At 65.6% G+C, this 17512-nt stretch carries 19 protein-coding genes; 14 read left to right on the plus strand and 5 right to left on the minus strand.

The features are described from left to right. Positions 1–2: 2 nt before the first annotated feature. Positions 3–929 carry a PDR/VanB family oxidoreductase gene (locus tag JWN03_RS45065; protein WP_297628966.1) on the minus strand — a complete coding sequence of 309 codons (927 nt, stop codon included), beginning with the start codon at positions 927–929 and terminating at the stop codon, positions 3–5. Between the two features lie 143 nt (positions 930–1072). Here JWN03_RS45065 and JWN03_RS45070 point away from each other — a divergent pair, with 143 nt between their 5' ends. The 8 genes from JWN03_RS45070 to JWN03_RS45105 are packed head-to-tail and all read left to right on the plus strand — an operon-like array spanning position 1073 to position 8878. Continuing rightward, entirely contained in the window at positions 1073–2233 is a 1161-nt protein-coding gene (locus JWN03_RS45070; RefSeq protein ID WP_297628967.1) for an acyl-CoA dehydrogenase family protein, read from the plus strand. A gap of 11 nt (positions 2234–2244) precedes the next feature. Continuing rightward, a complete protein-coding gene (locus JWN03_RS45075) occupies positions 2245–2772 on the plus strand; it encodes a YiiD C-terminal domain-containing protein (protein WP_297628968.1) in 528 nt (175 codons plus the stop codon). Beyond that, entirely contained in the window at positions 2769–3662 is an 894-nt protein-coding gene (locus JWN03_RS45080; RefSeq protein WP_297628969.1) for an alpha/beta hydrolase family protein, read from the plus strand. The genes JWN03_RS45075 and JWN03_RS45080 overlap by 4 nt, the downstream gene beginning before the upstream one ends. Before the next feature lie 9 nt (positions 3663–3671). Beyond that, positions 3672–4805 (plus strand): ABC transporter ATP-binding protein, encoded by a 1134-nt coding sequence (locus tag JWN03_RS45085; RefSeq protein WP_297628970.1) that lies wholly within the window; start codon positions 3672–3674, stop codon positions 4803–4805. A 49-nt stretch (positions 4806–4854) separates the two neighbouring features. Continuing rightward, positions 4855–6225: an ABC transporter substrate-binding protein gene (locus JWN03_RS45090; protein ID WP_297628971.1), complete on the plus strand. Its 1371-nt coding sequence runs from the start codon at positions 4855–4857 to the stop codon at positions 6223–6225. Next, positions 6222–7079, plus strand: coding sequence for a metallophosphoesterase (locus tag JWN03_RS45095; protein WP_297628972.1), 858 nt, complete (start codon positions 6222–6224; stop codon positions 7077–7079). Before JWN03_RS45090 ends, JWN03_RS45095 begins: the two co-directional genes overlap by 4 nt. A 4-nt stretch (positions 7080–7083) precedes the next feature. Beyond that, the gene (locus tag JWN03_RS45100) at positions 7084–8037 is read left to right on the plus strand and encodes a carbohydrate ABC transporter permease (RefSeq protein ID WP_297628973.1); all 954 of its coding nucleotides are present in this window, start codon (positions 7084–7086) and stop codon (positions 8035–8037) included. Continuing rightward, positions 8030–8878, plus strand: coding sequence for a carbohydrate ABC transporter permease (locus tag JWN03_RS45105; protein ID WP_297628974.1), 849 nt, complete (start codon positions 8030–8032; stop codon positions 8876–8878). The genes JWN03_RS45100 and JWN03_RS45105 overlap by 8 nt, the downstream gene beginning before the upstream one ends. Positions 8879–8881: 3 nt before the next feature. Here JWN03_RS45105 and JWN03_RS45110 read toward each other — a convergent pair whose 3' ends face one another. Then, positions 8882–9694 (minus strand): amidohydrolase family protein, encoded by an 813-nt coding sequence (locus tag JWN03_RS45110; protein WP_297628975.1) that lies wholly within the window; start codon positions 9692–9694, stop codon positions 8882–8884. 129 nt (positions 9695–9823) lie between these two features. Between JWN03_RS45110 and JWN03_RS45115 the strand changes: the two genes are divergently transcribed. Next, complete coding sequence (locus JWN03_RS45115; protein ID WP_297628976.1) at positions 9824–10303, plus strand: iron chaperone; 480 nt, start codon at positions 9824–9826, stop codon at positions 10301–10303. 236 nt (positions 10304–10539) lie between these two features. Here JWN03_RS45115 and JWN03_RS45120 read toward each other — a convergent pair whose 3' ends face one another. Then, on the minus strand, positions 10540–11580 hold the full coding sequence (locus JWN03_RS45120) for an epoxide hydrolase family protein (protein ID WP_297628977.1): 1041 nt from the start codon (positions 11578–11580) through the stop codon (positions 10540–10542). A 38-nt stretch (positions 11581–11618) separates the two neighbouring features. On the opposite strand from JWN03_RS45120, the gene JWN03_RS45125 reads away from it, so the two are divergent. From JWN03_RS45125 to JWN03_RS45730, 5 genes are all read left to right on the plus strand, one after another. After that, the gene (locus tag JWN03_RS45125; protein ID WP_297628978.1) at positions 11619–12179 is read left to right on the plus strand and encodes a TetR/AcrR family transcriptional regulator; all 561 of its coding nucleotides are present in this window, start codon (positions 11619–11621) and stop codon (positions 12177–12179) included. A 596-nt stretch (positions 12180–12775) separates the two neighbouring features. Continuing rightward, a complete protein-coding gene (locus JWN03_RS45130) occupies positions 12776–13012 on the plus strand; it encodes a hypothetical protein (RefSeq protein ID WP_297628979.1) in 237 nt (78 codons plus the stop codon). Positions 13013–13480: 468 nt separating this feature from the next. Further along, complete coding sequence (locus JWN03_RS45135) at positions 13481–13921, plus strand: hypothetical protein (RefSeq protein WP_297628980.1); 441 nt, start codon at positions 13481–13483, stop codon at positions 13919–13921. Positions 13922–14166: 245 nt separating this feature from the next. Then, positions 14167–14649: a hypothetical protein gene (locus JWN03_RS45140; RefSeq protein ID WP_297628981.1), complete on the plus strand. Its 483-nt coding sequence runs from the start codon at positions 14167–14169 to the stop codon at positions 14647–14649. A gap of 166 nt (positions 14650–14815) precedes the next feature. Next, positions 14816–15154, plus strand: coding sequence for a GNAT family N-acetyltransferase (locus JWN03_RS45730; RefSeq protein ID WP_366914572.1), 339 nt, complete (start codon positions 14816–14818; stop codon positions 15152–15154). A gap of 33 nt (positions 15155–15187) precedes the next feature. Here JWN03_RS45730 and JWN03_RS45145 read toward each other — a convergent pair whose 3' ends face one another. Both JWN03_RS45145 and JWN03_RS45150 read right to left on the minus strand, forming a co-directional pair. Continuing rightward, positions 15188–16408, minus strand: a complete 1221-nt coding sequence (locus JWN03_RS45145) for an FAD-dependent monooxygenase (RefSeq protein ID WP_297628982.1) — start codon at positions 16406–16408, stop codon at positions 15188–15190. Between the two features lie 231 nt (positions 16409–16639). Continuing rightward, positions 16640–17494, minus strand: a complete 855-nt coding sequence (locus tag JWN03_RS45150) for an MBL fold metallo-hydrolase (RefSeq protein WP_297628983.1) — start codon at positions 17492–17494, stop codon at positions 16640–16642. Positions 17495–17512: the final 18 nt, after the last annotated feature.

Below are 17512 nucleotides of genomic sequence, written 5' to 3' on the forward strand. Positions count from 1 at the left end.
CCTCACAGATCCAGGACCAGCAGATCCGAGCGCGCCCGGGAGACGCAGGGCATGAGGGTCGCACCGGCCGCCTGCTCGGACGCCGTCAGCACCGTGTCGCGGTGTTCGATCTCGCCTTCCAGCACCGGCGTCTCACAACTGCCGCAGGTGCCTTCCCGGCACGAGGTGATCACCTCGATACCCGCGCTCTCCAGCACCTCCACAATGGACCGGTCGGCCGCGACCCGCAGCGTGCGCCCACTGCGAGCGAGCCGCAGTTCGAACGCTCGATCGCCCGTCGTATCAACCTGTTTCGGCACGAAGCGTTCGGTGTGCACATCGAGTCCGGCCAGCGCGCCTTCGGTTTCGACGACGTTCAGCAGCGGCTCGGGTCCACAGCAGTACACCGTGCTGCCCGCATGCTCGGCGAGGATCGCCGCGATCGGCAGCAGCCCGGTCTCGTCCTGTGGCCTGAGATGCGCCCGATGGTGCCGCAATTCGCTCGCGAAGGACAGGTGTGCCCGCGTTCGCGCCCCGTAATACAGCGACCAGCCGGCTCCGGCCCGCTGCGCCGCCGCCAACATGGGCAGGATCGGCGTAATGCCGATCCCGCCCGCTACGAACAGGTACGCGTCACTGGGCACCAGTTCGAAGTTGTTGCGCGGCAGCGAAACCCGGAGCTGTGTCCCGGGCTCAGCGGTGCGGTGCAGATGATCGGAACCGCCGCGCCCGGCCGGTTCGTGCAGGATGGCGATGCGCCAGCGCTGCGCATCGGCGGGATCGCCGCAGAGCGAGTACTGCCGCACACCGGCCGCACCGGCGCTCACATCGATGTGCGCGCCCGGCGTCCAGTGCGGCAGCGGCCCGCCGCCGACGTCCGCCAGCTCGAGAGCGAACACGCCCTCGGCCACATCACGTCGATCGGTCACCCGAACCGTCAGGTCGGTCATCGCATCCCCTCGGTGGAATCAGCGTCGAGATCACCCTGGCCGAGGGTTCCCATGATCGCGCGCCGGTAGCGGGAGTCGATTCGTACGATCGGCTCTGCCTATCGCCCGGACCTGACACGCTGCGGCGGACCGACACTGACCCCATGAGCGCTGTGACGGAGCTGGTCGAGCAGACCAGACAGTTCGTTATTGATCACGTCATACCGGTCGAACGGGAGGTGGTGGTCGACGGTCGTGTCACCGATGACGCGATGCGACTGGACCTGCAGAAGAAGGCGAAGGCCGCGGGCGTCTTCGGTCCCCTGTCGGACCCGCGCTACGGCGGTCTCGGCCTGGACACCCGCGGCCAGGCACAGGTCCTGGAGGCCGCGGGCGCCAGCCTGCTCGGCCCCCTGGCCGTGAACGCCTGGGCCCCCGACGACGGCAATATCCACCTGCTGGCGCACGTCGCCAACCCCGAACAGCAGGAACGCTATCTGGCGCCGCTGGCCTCCGGTGACGTCCGCTCGGCCATCGCCCTGACCGAGCCCGCACCCGGCGCCGGCTCGGATCCGCGCATGCTGCAGACCACCGCGCAGGAGACCGACAGCGGCTGGGTCATCAATGGCGCCAAGCACTTCACCACCGGCGCGAACGGCGCGGCCTTCATCATCTGCGTCGCCATGACCACCGACGGCCCCACCATGTTCCTGGTCGATCAGGACAATCCGGGTCTGCACGTGGGACGCCGCATGCGGACCCTGGATCACACCAGCGCCCCCGGCGGGCACTGTGAAGTCAATTTCGTCGACTGCGAGGTATCCGACGCCGCGGTGCTCGGCCAGGTCGGCCGCGGCCTGGAACTCGCTCAGGTCCGGCTGGCCCCCTCGCGCCTGACCTTCTGCATGAACTGGCTGGGCCTCGCGGTACGGGCGCAGCAGTTGACCATCGACCACATCACCAGCCGTACTTCGTTCGGTGTTCCCATTGCCGAACACGGTCTGGCACAGGGCCTCATCGCCGACAGCGAGATCGATATCGCCGCCGCCCGCAGCCTGGTCCGCGCGACCGCCGAGACCATCGATATCCATGGACCGACCTCCCCGCAGGCCCGCCACGAAACCTCGATCGCGAAAACCTTCGTCTCCGAGGCGGTCTGGCGGGTGCTCGATCGCGCGGTACAGCTGCACGGCGCGCTGGGCGTCACCGAAGACCACCTGGTCGCCCGATTCCTGGTCGAGGCCAGGGCATTCCGCATCTACGAGGGTCCGTCCGAGGTACTGCGCTGGTCTATCGCCCGGCGCGTGCTGCGCGGACCGCGCTGAAAGGAACGATCATGACTACCAGAACCCTCCCCGGATTCGGCGCCGCCTACCCCGACCTCGATCCTGCCGCCATCGATTACGAATACCTGCGGGCGGTGTCGCAGGCTCTGGTCCCCTTCGGCCGCCACGTCGGCACCGTCATCAGCGAAATCAGTCCTGACCGCTCGGTCGTGGAGATTCCGCCGGGCGATACCGTCAGCAATCACATGGGCACCGTGCACGCCGGGGCGCTGTTCACCGCCGCCGATATCGCCGGTGCGGCAGCCTTTGTCGGCGCGGCCGCTGCTCGCCTGCACACCGTGGAGGCGCTGGTGCTGCGCGGCGGCACCGCCTCGTACCGCAAACCGGCGCAGGGCCGTATTCGTGCCGTCGCCACCGTGGATCTGCGCGAACTCGCCGACATTCTCACCGCGACCACCTCCTCGCGCTTCGAATTGTCCGGCAAGGCAGTACTTCTCGACGACGACGAGGTGGCGGTCGCCAAGTTCACCTTCGACTACGTGTGCATGGTGACCGTCGCCGGAACGGAACCGTCGTGACCACCGCCACCCCCAAACCGCCGTCGGAATTCAGCACCCTCGAATCCACCCGGGTCTCCCCCGCCGACGGTATAGAGTTCACCGTCCGCTGGCTGCCCGCCGAGCGTGCCGACGCGCCGGTCGTACTGATCCTGCCCGCCATGGCGATGAAGGCACGCAATTACCTGGCACTCGCCAAAGGTCTGCAGGCCCAGGGACTTTCGGTGGCGACGGTTGACCTGCGCGCACACGGTGAGGCCCGGCCCGCGCTGGGCGACCACGCCGACTTCGGCTACCGCGAGATGATCGAGATCGATCTGCCCGCCATTGTCTCGGCGGTCGAGGAGCGCTTCCCGGACGCTCCGGTGCACCTGTTCGGCCACAGTCTGGGCGGTCAACTCGCCCTGCTGTTCGCCGCCGCCGAACCCGGCCGGATCGCCGGCATCACCGTCATCGGCACCGGCACGGTGTTCTGGTGGGCGTTCGGCCCGCGCCGCTGGTTCGAGGCGCTGAGCCAGATCCAGTGGATCGGCCTCAAGTCACGGATCTCGGGCCACTGGCCCGGCGGTGTGCTGATTCCGGCCCCGATGCCCGGCGGCGTCGTGATCGACTGGTCGATCCACTCGCTGACCAGCTACTACCGCCCGCGCGGCACCAGCCGCAAGTACAACACCCTGCTCGCCGCCCTGAAGCTGCCGGTGCTGGTCATCTCGCTGGACCAGGACGTGCTCGGCCCGAAATCCAATGTGGACTTCCTGGTTTCGCGCATGCCCGCCGCCCGGGTGACCCAGTGGCATATCGATGAGCACTCGCCGATCCAGCATCGCGATCACTTCCTCTGGGTGAAGGACGCACCGGCCGTAGCGGCGGGCGTGGCGGGATGGATCACGACCGGCGCACAGCCGGTCTGAAGGAGAAACGTGGCACGCCTGCAGATCGACAAGGTGTCGAAACAATTCGGCGCCGACTACGCGGTGCGCGAGGTGAGCCTCGACATCGCCGATGGTGAATTCCTGGTCCTGCTCGGCCCCAGCGGCTGCGGCAAGTCCACGCTGCTGCGCATGATCGCGGGGCTGGAGCAGCCGTCGTCCGGCCGAATCCTGCTGGACGGCAATGACATTACGCAGGAGGCCCCGCAGCGGCGGGATCTGGCGATGGTGTTCCAGAGCTATGCGCTGTACCCGCATCTTACGGTGGCCAAGAACATCGGGTTCCCGCTGCGCGCCCGCCGCCGCCCCCGCGCGACCATCGCCGCGCGGGTCTCGGAGGTCGCGGCCACCCTGGAGCTCTCCGAGCTGCTCGACCGCCGCCCCGCCGCCCTCTCCGGCGGCCAGCGGCAGCGAGTTGCCCTGGCACGCGCCATGGTTCGCGATCCCGGCGCCTTCCTCATGGACGAGCCGCTGTCCAACCTGGATGCGAAGCTGCGCAGTGCGACCCGGGCCGAGCTCATCGCCCTGCACCGCCGCCTGGGCGCCACCTTCCTGTACGTGACCCACGACCAGGTGGAGGCCATGACCATGGCCACCCGCATCGCGCTGCTCAATGGGGGCCGGATCGAACAGGTCGGTACCCCCGAGGAGCTCTACGACCAACCGCGGACGACCTTCGTGGCCGGATTCCTCGGCTCGCCGCCGATGAATCTCTTTCCGGCGCAGGTGATCCGGCGCGAGGGCGAACTGTGGGTGCGGGCCGACGGGGTGGAAGCGGCGCTGGACATCACCGCTCCCGAGGATGACAACGATACCTCCGTCATCGCCGGAATCCGCCCCGAACGCCTGCGCATCGACGATGCCGCCACTGCCGTACGCGGGCAGGTGACCATGGTGGAGAACCTCGGCAGCGAGGAGCTCGTCCATGTCACTGCGGGTTCGGTCGAATTGTGTGTGCGCGCCGCGCGGCCCGCCGGAGTGCGCGCGGGCGAGGACATCGGTCTCAGCGTGGACCCCAGGGATATTCACCTTTTCGAAGCCGACTCCGGGCTCCGCTTGTCGTGGCAGCAGCCGCAACAGCTCGAGATGCCCGTCCCCGAAGCGACGGCCGTGTCCGTCGCCTGACTTCCGTACGCCAATCACTTAATCAGACGCTGTGATGAGGAGAAATACCGTGAAACGCACCCTGCCCCTTGCGGGCTTGGTGTTCGCCGCCGCGCTCGCGCTCACCAGCTGCGGGCTCGGCGGCACCACCTCCACCGACACCACCGCCACCGGCCAGGTCCCCGAACTGAAGCCGGACCAGCAGGTGTCCATCGTGTTCGAGTCCTACAACTACGGCCTGGCCGGCGCGTGGACCGACACCTTCAACTCGCTGATCTCCGATTTCGGCAAGAAGTTCCCGAATATCAAGGTCACCGCGCAGAAGCCGCAGGGCAACAGCCCGAACCCGGCCACCGACACCATCTCCAGCATTCAGAACCAGATGGTCGCCGGTACGCCGCCGGATGTGGCCCAATTGGGCTTCAGCGACCTGGATTTCACCATCCACCAGCTGCAGGCCAAATCGCTCGACACGCTGTTCGGCAAGCAGGCGGTGCAGGCGAATTTCGACGGTGCCACCTTCCCGTTCGCCCCGAAGGCCCGCACCCTCGACGATTGGGACGGGCAGACCTACGGCGTCCCGTTCGTCTTCTCCACGCCGGTGCTGTATTACAACGCAAGCCTTTTCGGCCAGGCCGGGCTCGATCCGAACAAGCCGCCCGCCACCTGGCAGGAGGTCGCGGACGCGTCCAAGGCGATCAATACCAAGACCGGTAAGGACGGCGTCTACATCGACTGCCTGACCAAGGCCGCCAAGGACTGGTGCTTTCAGTCGATGGTGCGTTCCAATGGTGGGCGGGTCATTTCCGAGGACCGGCACACCCTCGACTTCGCGGACGATCCGTCCGTGCAGGTCACCAAGATGGCCCAGGATCTGGTGACTGCCGGCGAAATGCCGAAGCTGGCGCAGAAGCAGGGCTACGAGGCGTTCGCTCGCGGCGATATCGGCATGATCCTGGAGACCAGCTCCATTCAGGGCACCTTCACGGCGGGCGCCAAGGACAAGTGGGACCTGCGCGCCGCGGCCATGCCCAGTTTCGGAACCAAAGCCACCGTCCCCACCAATTCCGGTGCGGGCCTGCACATCCTGTCCAAGGACCCGGCCAAGCAGCGCGCGGCCTGGGAGCTGATCAAGTTCCTCACCAGTGAGGATTCCTACACCAAGATCACGACCAATATCGGCTACCTGCCGCTGCGCAGCGATATGCTGACCGCGCCGGGCGTGCTGCACGACTGGGCCGCGAAGAATCCGCTGGTCACACCGAATGTCGCGCAGCTGGCCACTATGGAGCCGTGGGTTTCCATGCCGGGCAATAACTATCTGCAGGTCCGCGACGGCATGATGGACGCCGTCGAGTCGATCGTGTTCCAGGGCAAAGATCCGCAGTCCACACTCGCCGCCGCTCGTAACGAGGGCGCCAAACTGCTGCCGGCATCATGAACGAACTGACGCTGATTCAGCTGACCGACACCCATATTCGCGCCAGCGGTGAGCAGGTGCTCGATTCGGTGGACACCTATGCCGCGCTCGATCGCGCACTGCAACAACTGCTTTCGAGTGGACGGCACATCGACGCGCTGCTGTTGACCGGTGACCTCACCGACAACGGCTCGGTCGAGGGCTACCGCCTCCTGCGCGAGGCTGTCGAGCCGGTGGCCGAGAAGCTCGGGGCCGAACTGGTCTACGTCATGGGAAATCATGACGAGCGCACCGCATTCGGCGTCGAACTGCTCGGCCGGGAGCCGGGCACGGTCGATCCGGGAGTCCCGCACGATCGAGTCACCGAGGTGTCCGGACTGCGGATTATCGCGCTGGACAGCACCATTCCGGGACTCGCCGACGGCAGGCTGGAACCCGAGCAGCTGGCCTGGCTCGCCGACGAACTGCGCACCCCGGCACCCCGGGGCACGCTGCTGGTACTGCACCACCCGCCACTGCCCTCCGCCATCGCGGCTGCCCAGGTACTGAAACTGCAGCACGCCGAAGAGTTGGCGGCGGTGGTCGCGGGCACCGATGTGCGCATGATCCTGTGCGGGCACAACCACATGACGGCCGCCTCCGCACTGGCCGGTATTCCGGTGTGGGTCGGTCCGGCCCTGGCCTACCGCCTCGATGCCATGTCGCCGGTGGGGCGGCAGCGCAGTATCACCGGATCCGGTTACAGCCGAATCGATGTCCTCCCCTCGGCGGTGATCGCCACCGCCGTGGAGACGACCCCGGCGACCGAGATCTACAACAATGACGAGGCCGCCGTGCTCGAACGACTGGCGACCGTGGTCGCACACTCCGGGTGATGCGGTGTTCGTCGTAGACGCTCCGCAGGCCGCGCCGCTGGTGACCGTTACGGCACCGGCGGCGCGGCCGCGCCGCATCCTGGCTCGCCGGGTGCTGCGCATTGTCTCGCCGTATCTCTATCTGGCGCCGGCGCTGTTCCTGGTTGTGGTGTGGACGTACCGGCCTCTGCTGCAGGCGTTCGAATTGTCCACCTACTCATGGAATCTGCTCCCGTCCTCACCGATGAAGCCGGTGGGTACCGCGAATTACACTCGGCTGCTGGAACTTCCGTCCTTCTGGGCGTCGCTGCGGCGGACCGGGGAGATGATCGCGGGCCTGCTGCCGTTCACGGTGGCGCTGCCGCTGGTGATCGCACTGGCCAGCCAGCGGGTGCGGGGCCGCGCCCAGACGCTGTACCACGCCTTCATTTTCGCGCCGTTCCTCGTCGCTCCGGTCGCCGCGGCGGCGGTGTGGCGCTGGCTCCTGCATCCCGGCAGCGGTTTTGTCGATCAGCTGCTCGGCAGCAAGCGGAACTGGGTGTACGACGTCTCGACGGCGCACGGGGTGATCATCGCGATCACCGGCTGGCAGCTGCTGGGCTTCGCGGTGCTGGTGGTGTGGGCCGGGTTGGCCGGTATCAGCGGCGATTACAACGAGGCAGCCCAGGTGGACGGCGCCAGCCCGGGCCAGATCCTGCGCTGGATCACCCTGCCGATGCTCTCGCCCACCCTCATGTTCCTGGTGCTGACCACCGTATTGCTCAGTCCCACACTGACTTTCCCGCTCATCGACACCATGACCCAGGGCGGGCCCGCACAGGCCACCACGAATATCTACTACCTGCTGTGGGACTATGCATTCCACAGCTTCGACGCCGGATTGAGTGCCGCCGCAGGCGTTCTGCTTTTCCTCGGCTTCGGCATGGTTGCCGGGATACTCGTCTGGATCTCGGAAAAGGTTGCCTTCAACGATGACTGACACATTGCCTTCCACGATCATCGACACCTCGATCGGTGCACGCGTGCGGACCGCGAGCAGTCACCTGCTGCTGGCGGTCATCGCACTCCTGTGCGTGTTCCCCATCTACTGGCTCTTCGCCACGGCTCTGCGCCGGCCCGAGGATGTCAACTCGCAGTCACCGCTGCCGTGGCCGCTGTCGTTCAGCAGCTTCTCCACCGCCGCACACGAGGTCGACATCACCGGCCTGATCGCGAATACCTTTTTCGTGGCGATACTCTCGGCCACCGGGCAACTGCTGGTCGCACTGCTGGCCGCATACGCCTTCGCCATGTACACCTTCCCGCTGCAGAAGCTGCTGTATCTGGCGTTCGTCGGCATCTGGCTGGTGCCGTTCCAGGTGACCATGCTGCCGAACTTCATTCTGCTCACGCGGCTGGGCTTGATCGACTCCCTGATCGGCATCGTCCTGCCCACGCTCTGCTCGGCGCTCGGGGTGCTGATGATGAAACAGCATATGGCGGCGTTTCCGAAGGAGCTGGTGGCCGCGGCGAAGATGGACGGACGCTCGTCCTGGTCCATCCTCTGGACGGTCGTGGTGCCGAATCTGCGTTCCGCGCTGGCGGCCCTGGGCATTCTGCTGTTCATCAATGCCTGGAACGACTACTTCTGGCCGGCGGTGGTGCTGCGCAAGTCCAATGGGGTTCTGCAATTGGGCCTGCGCAGCTTCATGGGCACCGAGGGCACGCAGTGGGGGCCGATGATGGCCGTCGCGGGTCTGGCGTGCCTGCCGGTGCTGGCGCTCTACCTGTTGTTGCAGCGGCACATCGTCAATGCCTTCGTCCGCTCCGGCCTGAAATAGGCCCTACAGCCCGAAGACGCGGCGCGCGTTGCCTTCCAGATACAGCGCGCGCGTCTCGTCATCGAGGCCGAGATCGTCCAGGCCGGCGAGGGCGTGCTGCGGGAAGATCATCGGATAGTTGGTGCCGAACAACACCTTTCGGCGCCCGCTGCCGGTCTTCAGGTACGAGACAAGCTCGGGCGGAAGGCGTTTCGTCGTATACGCCGAGGTGTCGATGACCACGTTCTCGTGCTTGCGGGCGACGGCGATCATCTCCTCGGTCCACGGGTAGCCGATATGGCCGCAGACGATGGTCAGCTCCGGGAAATCCAGGGCGACACGATCGATATACGGGATGGGCCGCCCCGGTTCCGACGAGCGCAGCGGGCCGGTGTGCCCGACCTGCGTGCAGAACGGAATGCCCAGGTCCACGCACGCGGCATAGAGCGGATAGAACCGCGCATCCGTGGGCGGCACCTCCCACAGCCACGGCAGCACCCGCAGCCCGATGAAGCCCTGCTCGGTGACACACCGGCGCAGCTCCCGCACGGACTGCATGGGCTTGCGCAAATCCACCGAGGCGATCCCGGAGAACCGATCAGGTGCTTCAGCCACCCACTTGGCGACCTCCTCATTGCTGATCAGCACGCCCTCCGGCGCACTCCAGGCCGAGATCAGCGCCCGGTCTATACCGGCGGCATCCATGACCGCCAGGGTGGTCGACAACGGAATCTCACCCGTGGGTATGGCATCACCCGCCCAGCGACGCAGTGAGTCGAACATATCGTGCGCGAGCATGCGGGCGGTGGGATGTTGCGCCCAGGCGTCGATCGTCATGCGCAGGTGCTCCTTTCGAGCTGGACTCCATCATGTACGGACATCGATCAGTTTTGAAGAAGCTTCTCCCGCGGCAGCTCAATAACCTCGAAAGCAACAGCAGAAGCAATCGCCAACGAGGAGCTCGACATGACCGAAGCACAGCAGTCCGCCAAGGCAACCGCTACGAAGGCCAAGAGCTTCGAGGGCTTCTCGGACGAAGAACGCAGCGCCATGAAAGAGCACGCCCAGGAACTGAAGACCGCAGCCCGCCGCGGCCCGAAGTCAGCCAAGTCGGACGGCGAAGCCGACGTCCTCGCGAAAATCGCCGAGATGCAGGAATCCGATCGCGCCCTGGCCGAACGAGTCCACGCAGTCATCAAGGCCAGCGCCCCGTCCCTGACCCCGAAACTCTGGTACGGCATGCCCGCATACGCCAAGGACGGCAAGGTCGTCTGCTTCTTCCAGAGCGCCGAGAAGTTCAAGGCCCGCTACGCCACCTTCGGCTTCAACGACTCCGCGAACCTGGACGAAGGCACCATGTGGCCAACCAATTTCGCGCTGACAAAGGAATTGACCACCACGGACGAAGCCCGGATCGCCACACTCGTGCAGCAAGCGGTGGGCTGACGGCGTAACGGCTCCATTCTCAGATCACCAAGAGCCAGCTTTGGATGGGGCCGGTCAGTTGGGACGACGCAGATGGCGAGTTTGACTCTGGGTAGACGATTGCCTGTGTCGAGCAGGGGTTTCGCCGTGCCGAGCGGATCACCGCTGTTCGTGCTCGGTACCCGTGCGGTGCCGTGGTAATCGATCACGCATCAGCCGTGAACGATCGTTCGGCACCAATGGGTTTCGGCGGAGTTTCACTCGCCCAGCTGGACCGCTCGGCGTAGGTCGGCCGCGTACGCCTCGGGCTGTTCCCACGCTGCGAAGTGGCCGCCCGCAGGGTGTTCCACGTAATCACAGATGTTCAGGAACGCCTCGGCGTAGCTTCGGGGCTCCGGTTTGATGTCGCGCGGGAAGACAGAAAGCACTGTCGGCGTGTCGATCCGGCCGGGGAGAGTGGCCGGTTCGACGTAGTTGGCGAACGAGGTGCCGATCGTGCCGGTGACCCAGTAGGCTGTGACCCAGGTGAGCAGTTCATCCTCGGTGAAAGCCGAATCGTCGGACCAGGACTCCAGTTTCTCGACGATCCAGGCCGCGAGGCCCGCGGGCGAGTCGCCGAGCGCGACGGCGAGAGTGTTCGGCCGCGTCGACTGTTCGGCAATATATCCACCCTCCTGTCGGAACCAGTGCGCCCCCCGGTCGAGGTAGGCCACCGCGTCGGGAGCGAGCATCGCGCGATCCGCCGTGAGCGCACGAAGTGGGGCGATGTTCGTGAGGTGCAGGGCGGCAACCCGGTCCGGGTGTTGTGCCGCAAGGATTTCCGCGACGGTGCCACCTACGTCGCCGCCGGACACCGTGTAGCGTGCGTAACCGAGCTCAGCCAGTGCGTCCGCGACGATCTCGGCGATCCGGTCGACCGACATGCCTGAACCTTCGAGCGGGACCGCGAACGGGAAGCCTGGCAGCGCGGGAACCACCACGTTCATGTCCGCGAGCAACGGCAGGACGCGCTCGAACCGCAGCACCGAGTCGGGCCAGCCGTGCAGTAGTACGACGACCGGGGCGCCGGGTGACACGGCCCGCCGGTGGATCACCCGGAGCTCGGTATCGCCCGCTTGCACTGTTACCCAAGGCAACTCAGCGATGCGGCGCTCGTGCACGCTCCAGTCGTATCCGTTTACCCAGCGTTCGAGCAGTTCGTCGAGGCGAGTTCCGGTGATGCCCCGCGTCTCGTCGGCACTCCACGGCGTCGTGACTCGTCGCGTCCGCTGGAGTCGTTCCCGTAGGTCATCGATCATGTGTATCAGCGTACACATGAATGTGTATGCTTGTACACATGACTTTGCGTAACGCGGCCGCCACCAAAGCGCGCATCCTGGAGCATGCGCAACGCCAGTTCGCGCAGAACGGATACGCGGCGACCACGGTCAAGGGGGTTGCCGATGCGGCCGGTGTGTCGCCCAATCTCATCACCCGCTACTTCGGCGGCAAGGAGGGCGTCTTCTTGGCGGCGACGCGGGTGGAGATCCCGGTCTCGAATTCCTTCGACGGCGACCGTTCCGAGCTGGGTTCGCGCCTCGCGGCGAGCATCGTCGAGCGCTGGTTCGGTGCGCCCGAAGAGGATCCGCTGCTCGTGCTGCAACGCGCGTCCGGCGAACGCCCGGAAGCGGCGGAGGCGCTTGCCGTGTTCCTCGACACCAACTCGCTGGAGCCGCTGTACCGCTACCTGCGCGACAGCGGCCTGGACGACGTCGACTCCCGCGCGCGCGCCGCGGCGATCGACGCCTTCGTGCTGGGCGTATCGACTCGTCGACGGGTTCTGCGTTCAGAACTCGGTGACCCCGCTGGACTCCAGGCATGGCTGAGCGCCACCATCCAACGCCTCACCGACGGGTGATCCGAGAGGTTCCGACACCCGGTCATCGCACTGAAGCCGATCGGCACATACCGCGCGACGCTCTGGCTCGATCGGTATTCCGCAGTGAACCCGGCGGCAGCGGAGATGCGGTGCGTGCGCATCGGCATGATGGCGCGTTCCGCAGGCGTCGGATCGCAACGGCCAGTTGATCTTTCGCCGCGGTGCGCTGTCCGGTTGGGTCAGCGCGACCAGCGACATGATCGGATGGCGCTGGTCGCTACGCGCGATGTTGTTTTGCCGCAGGCAGGGTGTGTCCGGCCGGCCGGGGGCGGCCCTGAATTCTCCTGCAGAAGTGGACTTCTCGTGCAACCAGCGCGTGAACTTGTCGACATCCCGTCGGCGAGGGCGATGGATTGCACGAAAAGTTCACCTCGGATCGATGCACGGAACTCGGCAATAGCGTGTACTGGTATCGACAAGCGAGTGCACGTACAGCGGTTCGCCGGACCAGCCGTTGAGTGCAGTTCCGACCCGGTTCTACCATCCATCGGAAGGGTGAACCGATCGACCGACGGCCGTAGTATTGGGCCCGGCCACCACGGCGTGGCCGAACAATCGGAGGGCGGAGGCGAAGTATGACCGACGAGGAGATCATCATCTCGTTCGCCCTGACCAGACTGGATAACGCGAACAGCGACCTCGACCTGGAAGACGTTGCCGCCCTGGTAGTGCGCCGCCTAACCCCCGATCAGATGCTCGACCTCGCCACCCGCAATCTCGCTGCACGAAATGAGCTACGGGGAGCATTGTTCGAATCTGCGGTTGAGCATGTGCTCAGGGCCGTCCTGACGGCCCGAGGGCCTGTCGACTAACGGATCGACTCAACAACAGCGGGCCAGTTCACCCCCGAATGGACATAACGGCCGAACGCACGCTCATCGGCAGAACAGTGCGTTCGGCAGATACGCCCAAGCCGCTGGAAACGCCGACCGGTGACGTCAATTTGCGCCGATGCCACGGATCTCGACCGGGCCGCACGACGCCATAGTTGACCGATGATCGACGGCGGATTTCACCAGCACAGCCACCCACCACTATCGGGGTTCAGCAGAAGCGTCGGATCTGGCTCTGCGAACGCTGGCCGACACGACATACCCCGCGCCCGATGAGTGAACGGCGGTAGGCATCGTTGCGGTGCCGAAATCTCGAGCACCACGGTTCGGTTCGTAGGTCACCTGGCAGACTCGGTGTCTGTGTCCCAAGCTGATGAGTCCGCGGTCGCACCACCTGTGTCCCCCCGTTCCGGCGGCGCGGCGGTAGGACGCCGGGCAGGACGGATCGTGCTGGGATTGGGCAGCCTGGGAGTACTTTTCGGGCTCTATCTGCCGTTGGTGCATTATCCCGGCCTCAATTCTGACTACTCGTTGATGTCGTCCTCGCAGGAGCTCGGCACTCCGGGTGTCTATCTGCTGATCGCTGGGGCGGTCCTGGTGCTGGTGGCAGCGTGTTTGCTGTTCGAAAAAGTCCAGACCCCCGCGAAGCTCGGGGCGGTCCTGGTGCTGGCGTGCGTTGAGTCGGTCGGGTGTTTGTTCGTCTACGCGGTCGCGTTCACCCTGATATGGACCGCCTCGCCCGACCTCATCGACTCCGATGCGCGCACACACTATTTCGTCGAAGCCGGCTTCCGGTACGGCGCCCTGGTTCCGGTCCTCTCGTGCGGGCTGATGATCGCAGGCGCGCTGTGGTGGTACATCGACGCTCGCCAGGCGCGGGAAAACTAGGTGCGACAACGCTATTCACCCTGCCGAGGTGGCGGCGTCCTCACGCTAGGGCATCGTGCCGCGGTCGATCGATGGTATCCGCGCGTCGTAGACGGGCAGCGCGAATTTCGTTGTCCACCATTTCATCCCGAGCCAGGGCGCCACTGAGCCGCCCTGAGCGCTGTATGCCGGGCGGTACCGAGGTGCGCCAGTGTGGTCGATTGATCTAGGTTCAGCGCATGATCTCGGTAGGCAGGCTCGGTGTGATGATGGTTGTGATCGGGTGTCTGGCTGCGGCCGGATGTAGCAAGGACGACAGCCCGCGCGCGTGGTACTCGCCGAAGGCGGGCAGCGGCACCGAGGACCGGCACGTGGTCATCCTTGACGGCACGACCGACGGATCGACCACGGCCACCGTGCATGCGACCTACCGGTGCCCGTCCTCGGAGCGGCCCGGCGGCAAGATGAACGCCTCATTGAGCTACGGCGGCAAGGCCAACGGCCCGCGCGGCGACAAGGACGACATCGCGGTCACCTGCGATGGTGTCGAGCACCCCTTCGGCATCACTTTCCCCGGTGCGTTTCCGGCGAACGATGATCACATCTATGCCGATGTCTTGATGTGGCTGCCCACCGGTCCCTCCACCACGATCCCGGGACCGATACCCGGCACCGCCGGCATGGTCTCCACCGACCTACAGGACGTCGCGAGCGACGCCGGGCACAACCTCGCACTGAAGACAGGGTGATCACGCGGGTTGGTCTGATCTGTGGCTGGTGACCATCGTCGGCATGCTGGCTTCGAACGCTGGTGCCGGGTCACGCTGGCCAGTTCGGTCAGCGCGGTAAGCGGCAAGAGCGTGCGTTGCGATCAAGGCCGGCTGTTCTGCATCACCTACGGCAGACTGGTTGGTGATGCTTACTATTCGGGTGCTGACAGGAGCGGACTGGCCACTGTGGCGGCAGCTACGACTAACCGCGCTGGCGGAGGCGCCACACGCCTTCAAGTCGACACTCGCAGAGTGGCAGGTCGACGCAGAACACCGATGGCACTTACGTTTCGACGACCCGGCCACCTACAACATTGCCATTGTCATCGATGACCAACCGGTAGGGATGGCCAGCGGTGTCCCGGCCGAGAAGACTGTCGTCGAACTGCGGTCAGTATGGGTGAGCCCGCACGCCCGCGGGCAAGGCGCCGGCGGGATGCGTTGGGAACCTTTGGTTTTGCTGTCCCTAATTCGTCACCAGTGAAGGTGACGTCCGGATCGGAGGAGGGCATATCTTTCACGATGCCGTCGAGGTGATCGGTGGGGCGGCAGGGGCTCTGGAGTCCGGCACCCCTGCGTAGTCGGGCAGTTCGGCGCCGTTGATCGCGCGGTCGACCAGGTCGGCGAACCATTCACTGGCGAAATCGATGTTCGGGTCGGCGTCCGCCCCGGGGACTGCGAGGCTGCGTACGTGTAGTCGGCCGATCTCCTGGTTGGCCTCGACGAATGAGCGCATGCGCTTTTCGTAGGCGGCGAACCCGGTCTCCGGGTCCCAGTCGGCGGCGGCTAGTTCTCCGGCGAGCAGGTAGGCGCCGACCAGGGCCAGCCCGGTGCCCTGCCCGGACATTGGGGACGAGCTGAACGCCGCGTCGCCGAGCAGCACCACTCGTCCATTCGACCAGCGGTCCATGACCACCTGGGCGACTTGGTCGAGGTAGAAGTCCGGGGTGTCGTCGAGGTGCGCGAGGATACGCGGGGTCAACCAACCCATGCCGGCCATTCGCTCGCGCAGCAGGCGCTTCTGGGCCTCGACGTCGCGGTAGTCGACGTCGAGCTCGGCTGCGGGGAAGGAGAACATGGCCATCGACTGGGTGTCGTCCGGGACGGGTCGCAGGCCAGCGGAACGCCCGGACTCCTGGTAGTCGATCAGCCAGCGCTCGAGCCCGAATTCGTTTGGCACACTGTAGAAGGCCAGTACGAGCCCTAGATGGCGGACGAAGCGCTCGCGCGGTCCGAAGACCATCTCTCGCAGCGCCGAGTGCAGCCCGTCCGCCCCGATCACGAGGTCGAAGCGCCGCCGGTCGCCGCCCGCGAAGACCACGTCGACCCCGTCCGCGTCCTGGGTGAGCTCGGCGATCCGGTCGCCGAAGAGGTACTCGACACCGTCGCGGGTGTCCTCGTGCAGCACCCGGGACAGGTCCCCGCGCAGGATCTCGATATCCGAGATGTACCCGTCGCCGTCGTTGTCCTGCGCGCGAAAGGTCTCGAGCACGTTCCCGTCTACGTCCACGGTGTACGCGCCGGCGGTCTCGGTGCACGCCGCGCGCACCGCCGCGTCCAGCCCCATGCGCCGGATGACCTCCTTGGTCACCCCACGCGCATCCACCGCCTGCCCACCCGGACGCAATGCGGGAGCCCGCTCCACCACGGTCACTTCGGCACCTCGCCGGTGCAGCCAATGGGCCACCGCGGGCCCCGCGATACTCGCCCCCGCCACCAAAATCCTGGTACCGCTCACTGCGCCTCCTGCCCGCCCGGAACACTGTCCAGATCGTTTTCTCGTACTCTGACCACCGCTGTCGGCGTATCTAGAGGTATCGACGACGCATCCACACAAAATTCATCGGTGCACCGGGGAAATCCGATCCTTGCACGTGTGGTGGTTCGTACGATCCAGCGGAGTCAGATCGAATCCTCCTTATTTCACTTGCGGGAGAACAGGATACGAGTGTCGAGGCGAGCTGAACGGTCAGGATTTCGCTTTTTTCGCCCCACCCCAGAGTGATCCGGGATTGGCGCGGTCGGGATACAGCTTCAGCATTGCGTCGTAGAGTTCGGCGACTGTGCCGGTGGTGCTGTCGAGTCGGTTGAAATCGGCTAAATACTGTTTTGTCTCGGCCAGAATCTTCGGGTCGTCGGGGTTGTCGGGCATCTTGTGACCGGCGATGACGTAGCTCGGGTCGAGGGCCGCGAGGGTGTCGGTAGCGCGCATCCACTCTGCGCGGGACTCGGTGGTGGTCTCGGCCATGTACTGGTGGATTCCGTTGTAGGCACCATCGCCCGCAACGACCAACCGCAGGTCTGGCACCCACAGCGCCGTCGAGCCGGGGGTGTCGGTGAAACCGGTTTCGATCACCTCGAAAATGTGACCGTTGACCTCGAAACGGTCACTGTCGAGAGCCTCGGGAAATATCTGTGGTTCCGGGATCTGGCCTGGAAAAAGCTTGCCCCAGAAGCTGTCGATATACGCCCGGCTGCCTTGATAAGCGCTCTCCTGGGCAGCGGCGGCGGCAGCGATCGCCCGGACACCGGGGAATGCCTCCGTCAGTTGCTTGACACCGAAGAAATGATCGCCGTGGCCGTGGGTGATGTAGACGTAGGCCAGGGTGCGATTGTGGGCCTTGACCCAATCGACGAGCTGCTGGTTCTGCTCGACTGTGGTGAAGGTATCGACCAGCACCGCGTCGGTATCGTCGTATATCAGGGTGGCGGTATTGACCACCCATTGCAGGTCTTCTTTGCCGGGCGGAAGATCGCGGGTCAGGCCGGGCCGCCGATTGCACAGTGTGTCGAATTGCAACGGTGACGACGCGATTTCGGACATCTCGCACGTTCCTTTCGC

Source organism: Nocardia sp. (genome assembly GCF_025465275.1).
In the GTDB taxonomy this organism is placed as follows: domain Bacteria; phylum Actinomycetota; class Actinomycetes; order Mycobacteriales; family Mycobacteriaceae; genus Nocardia.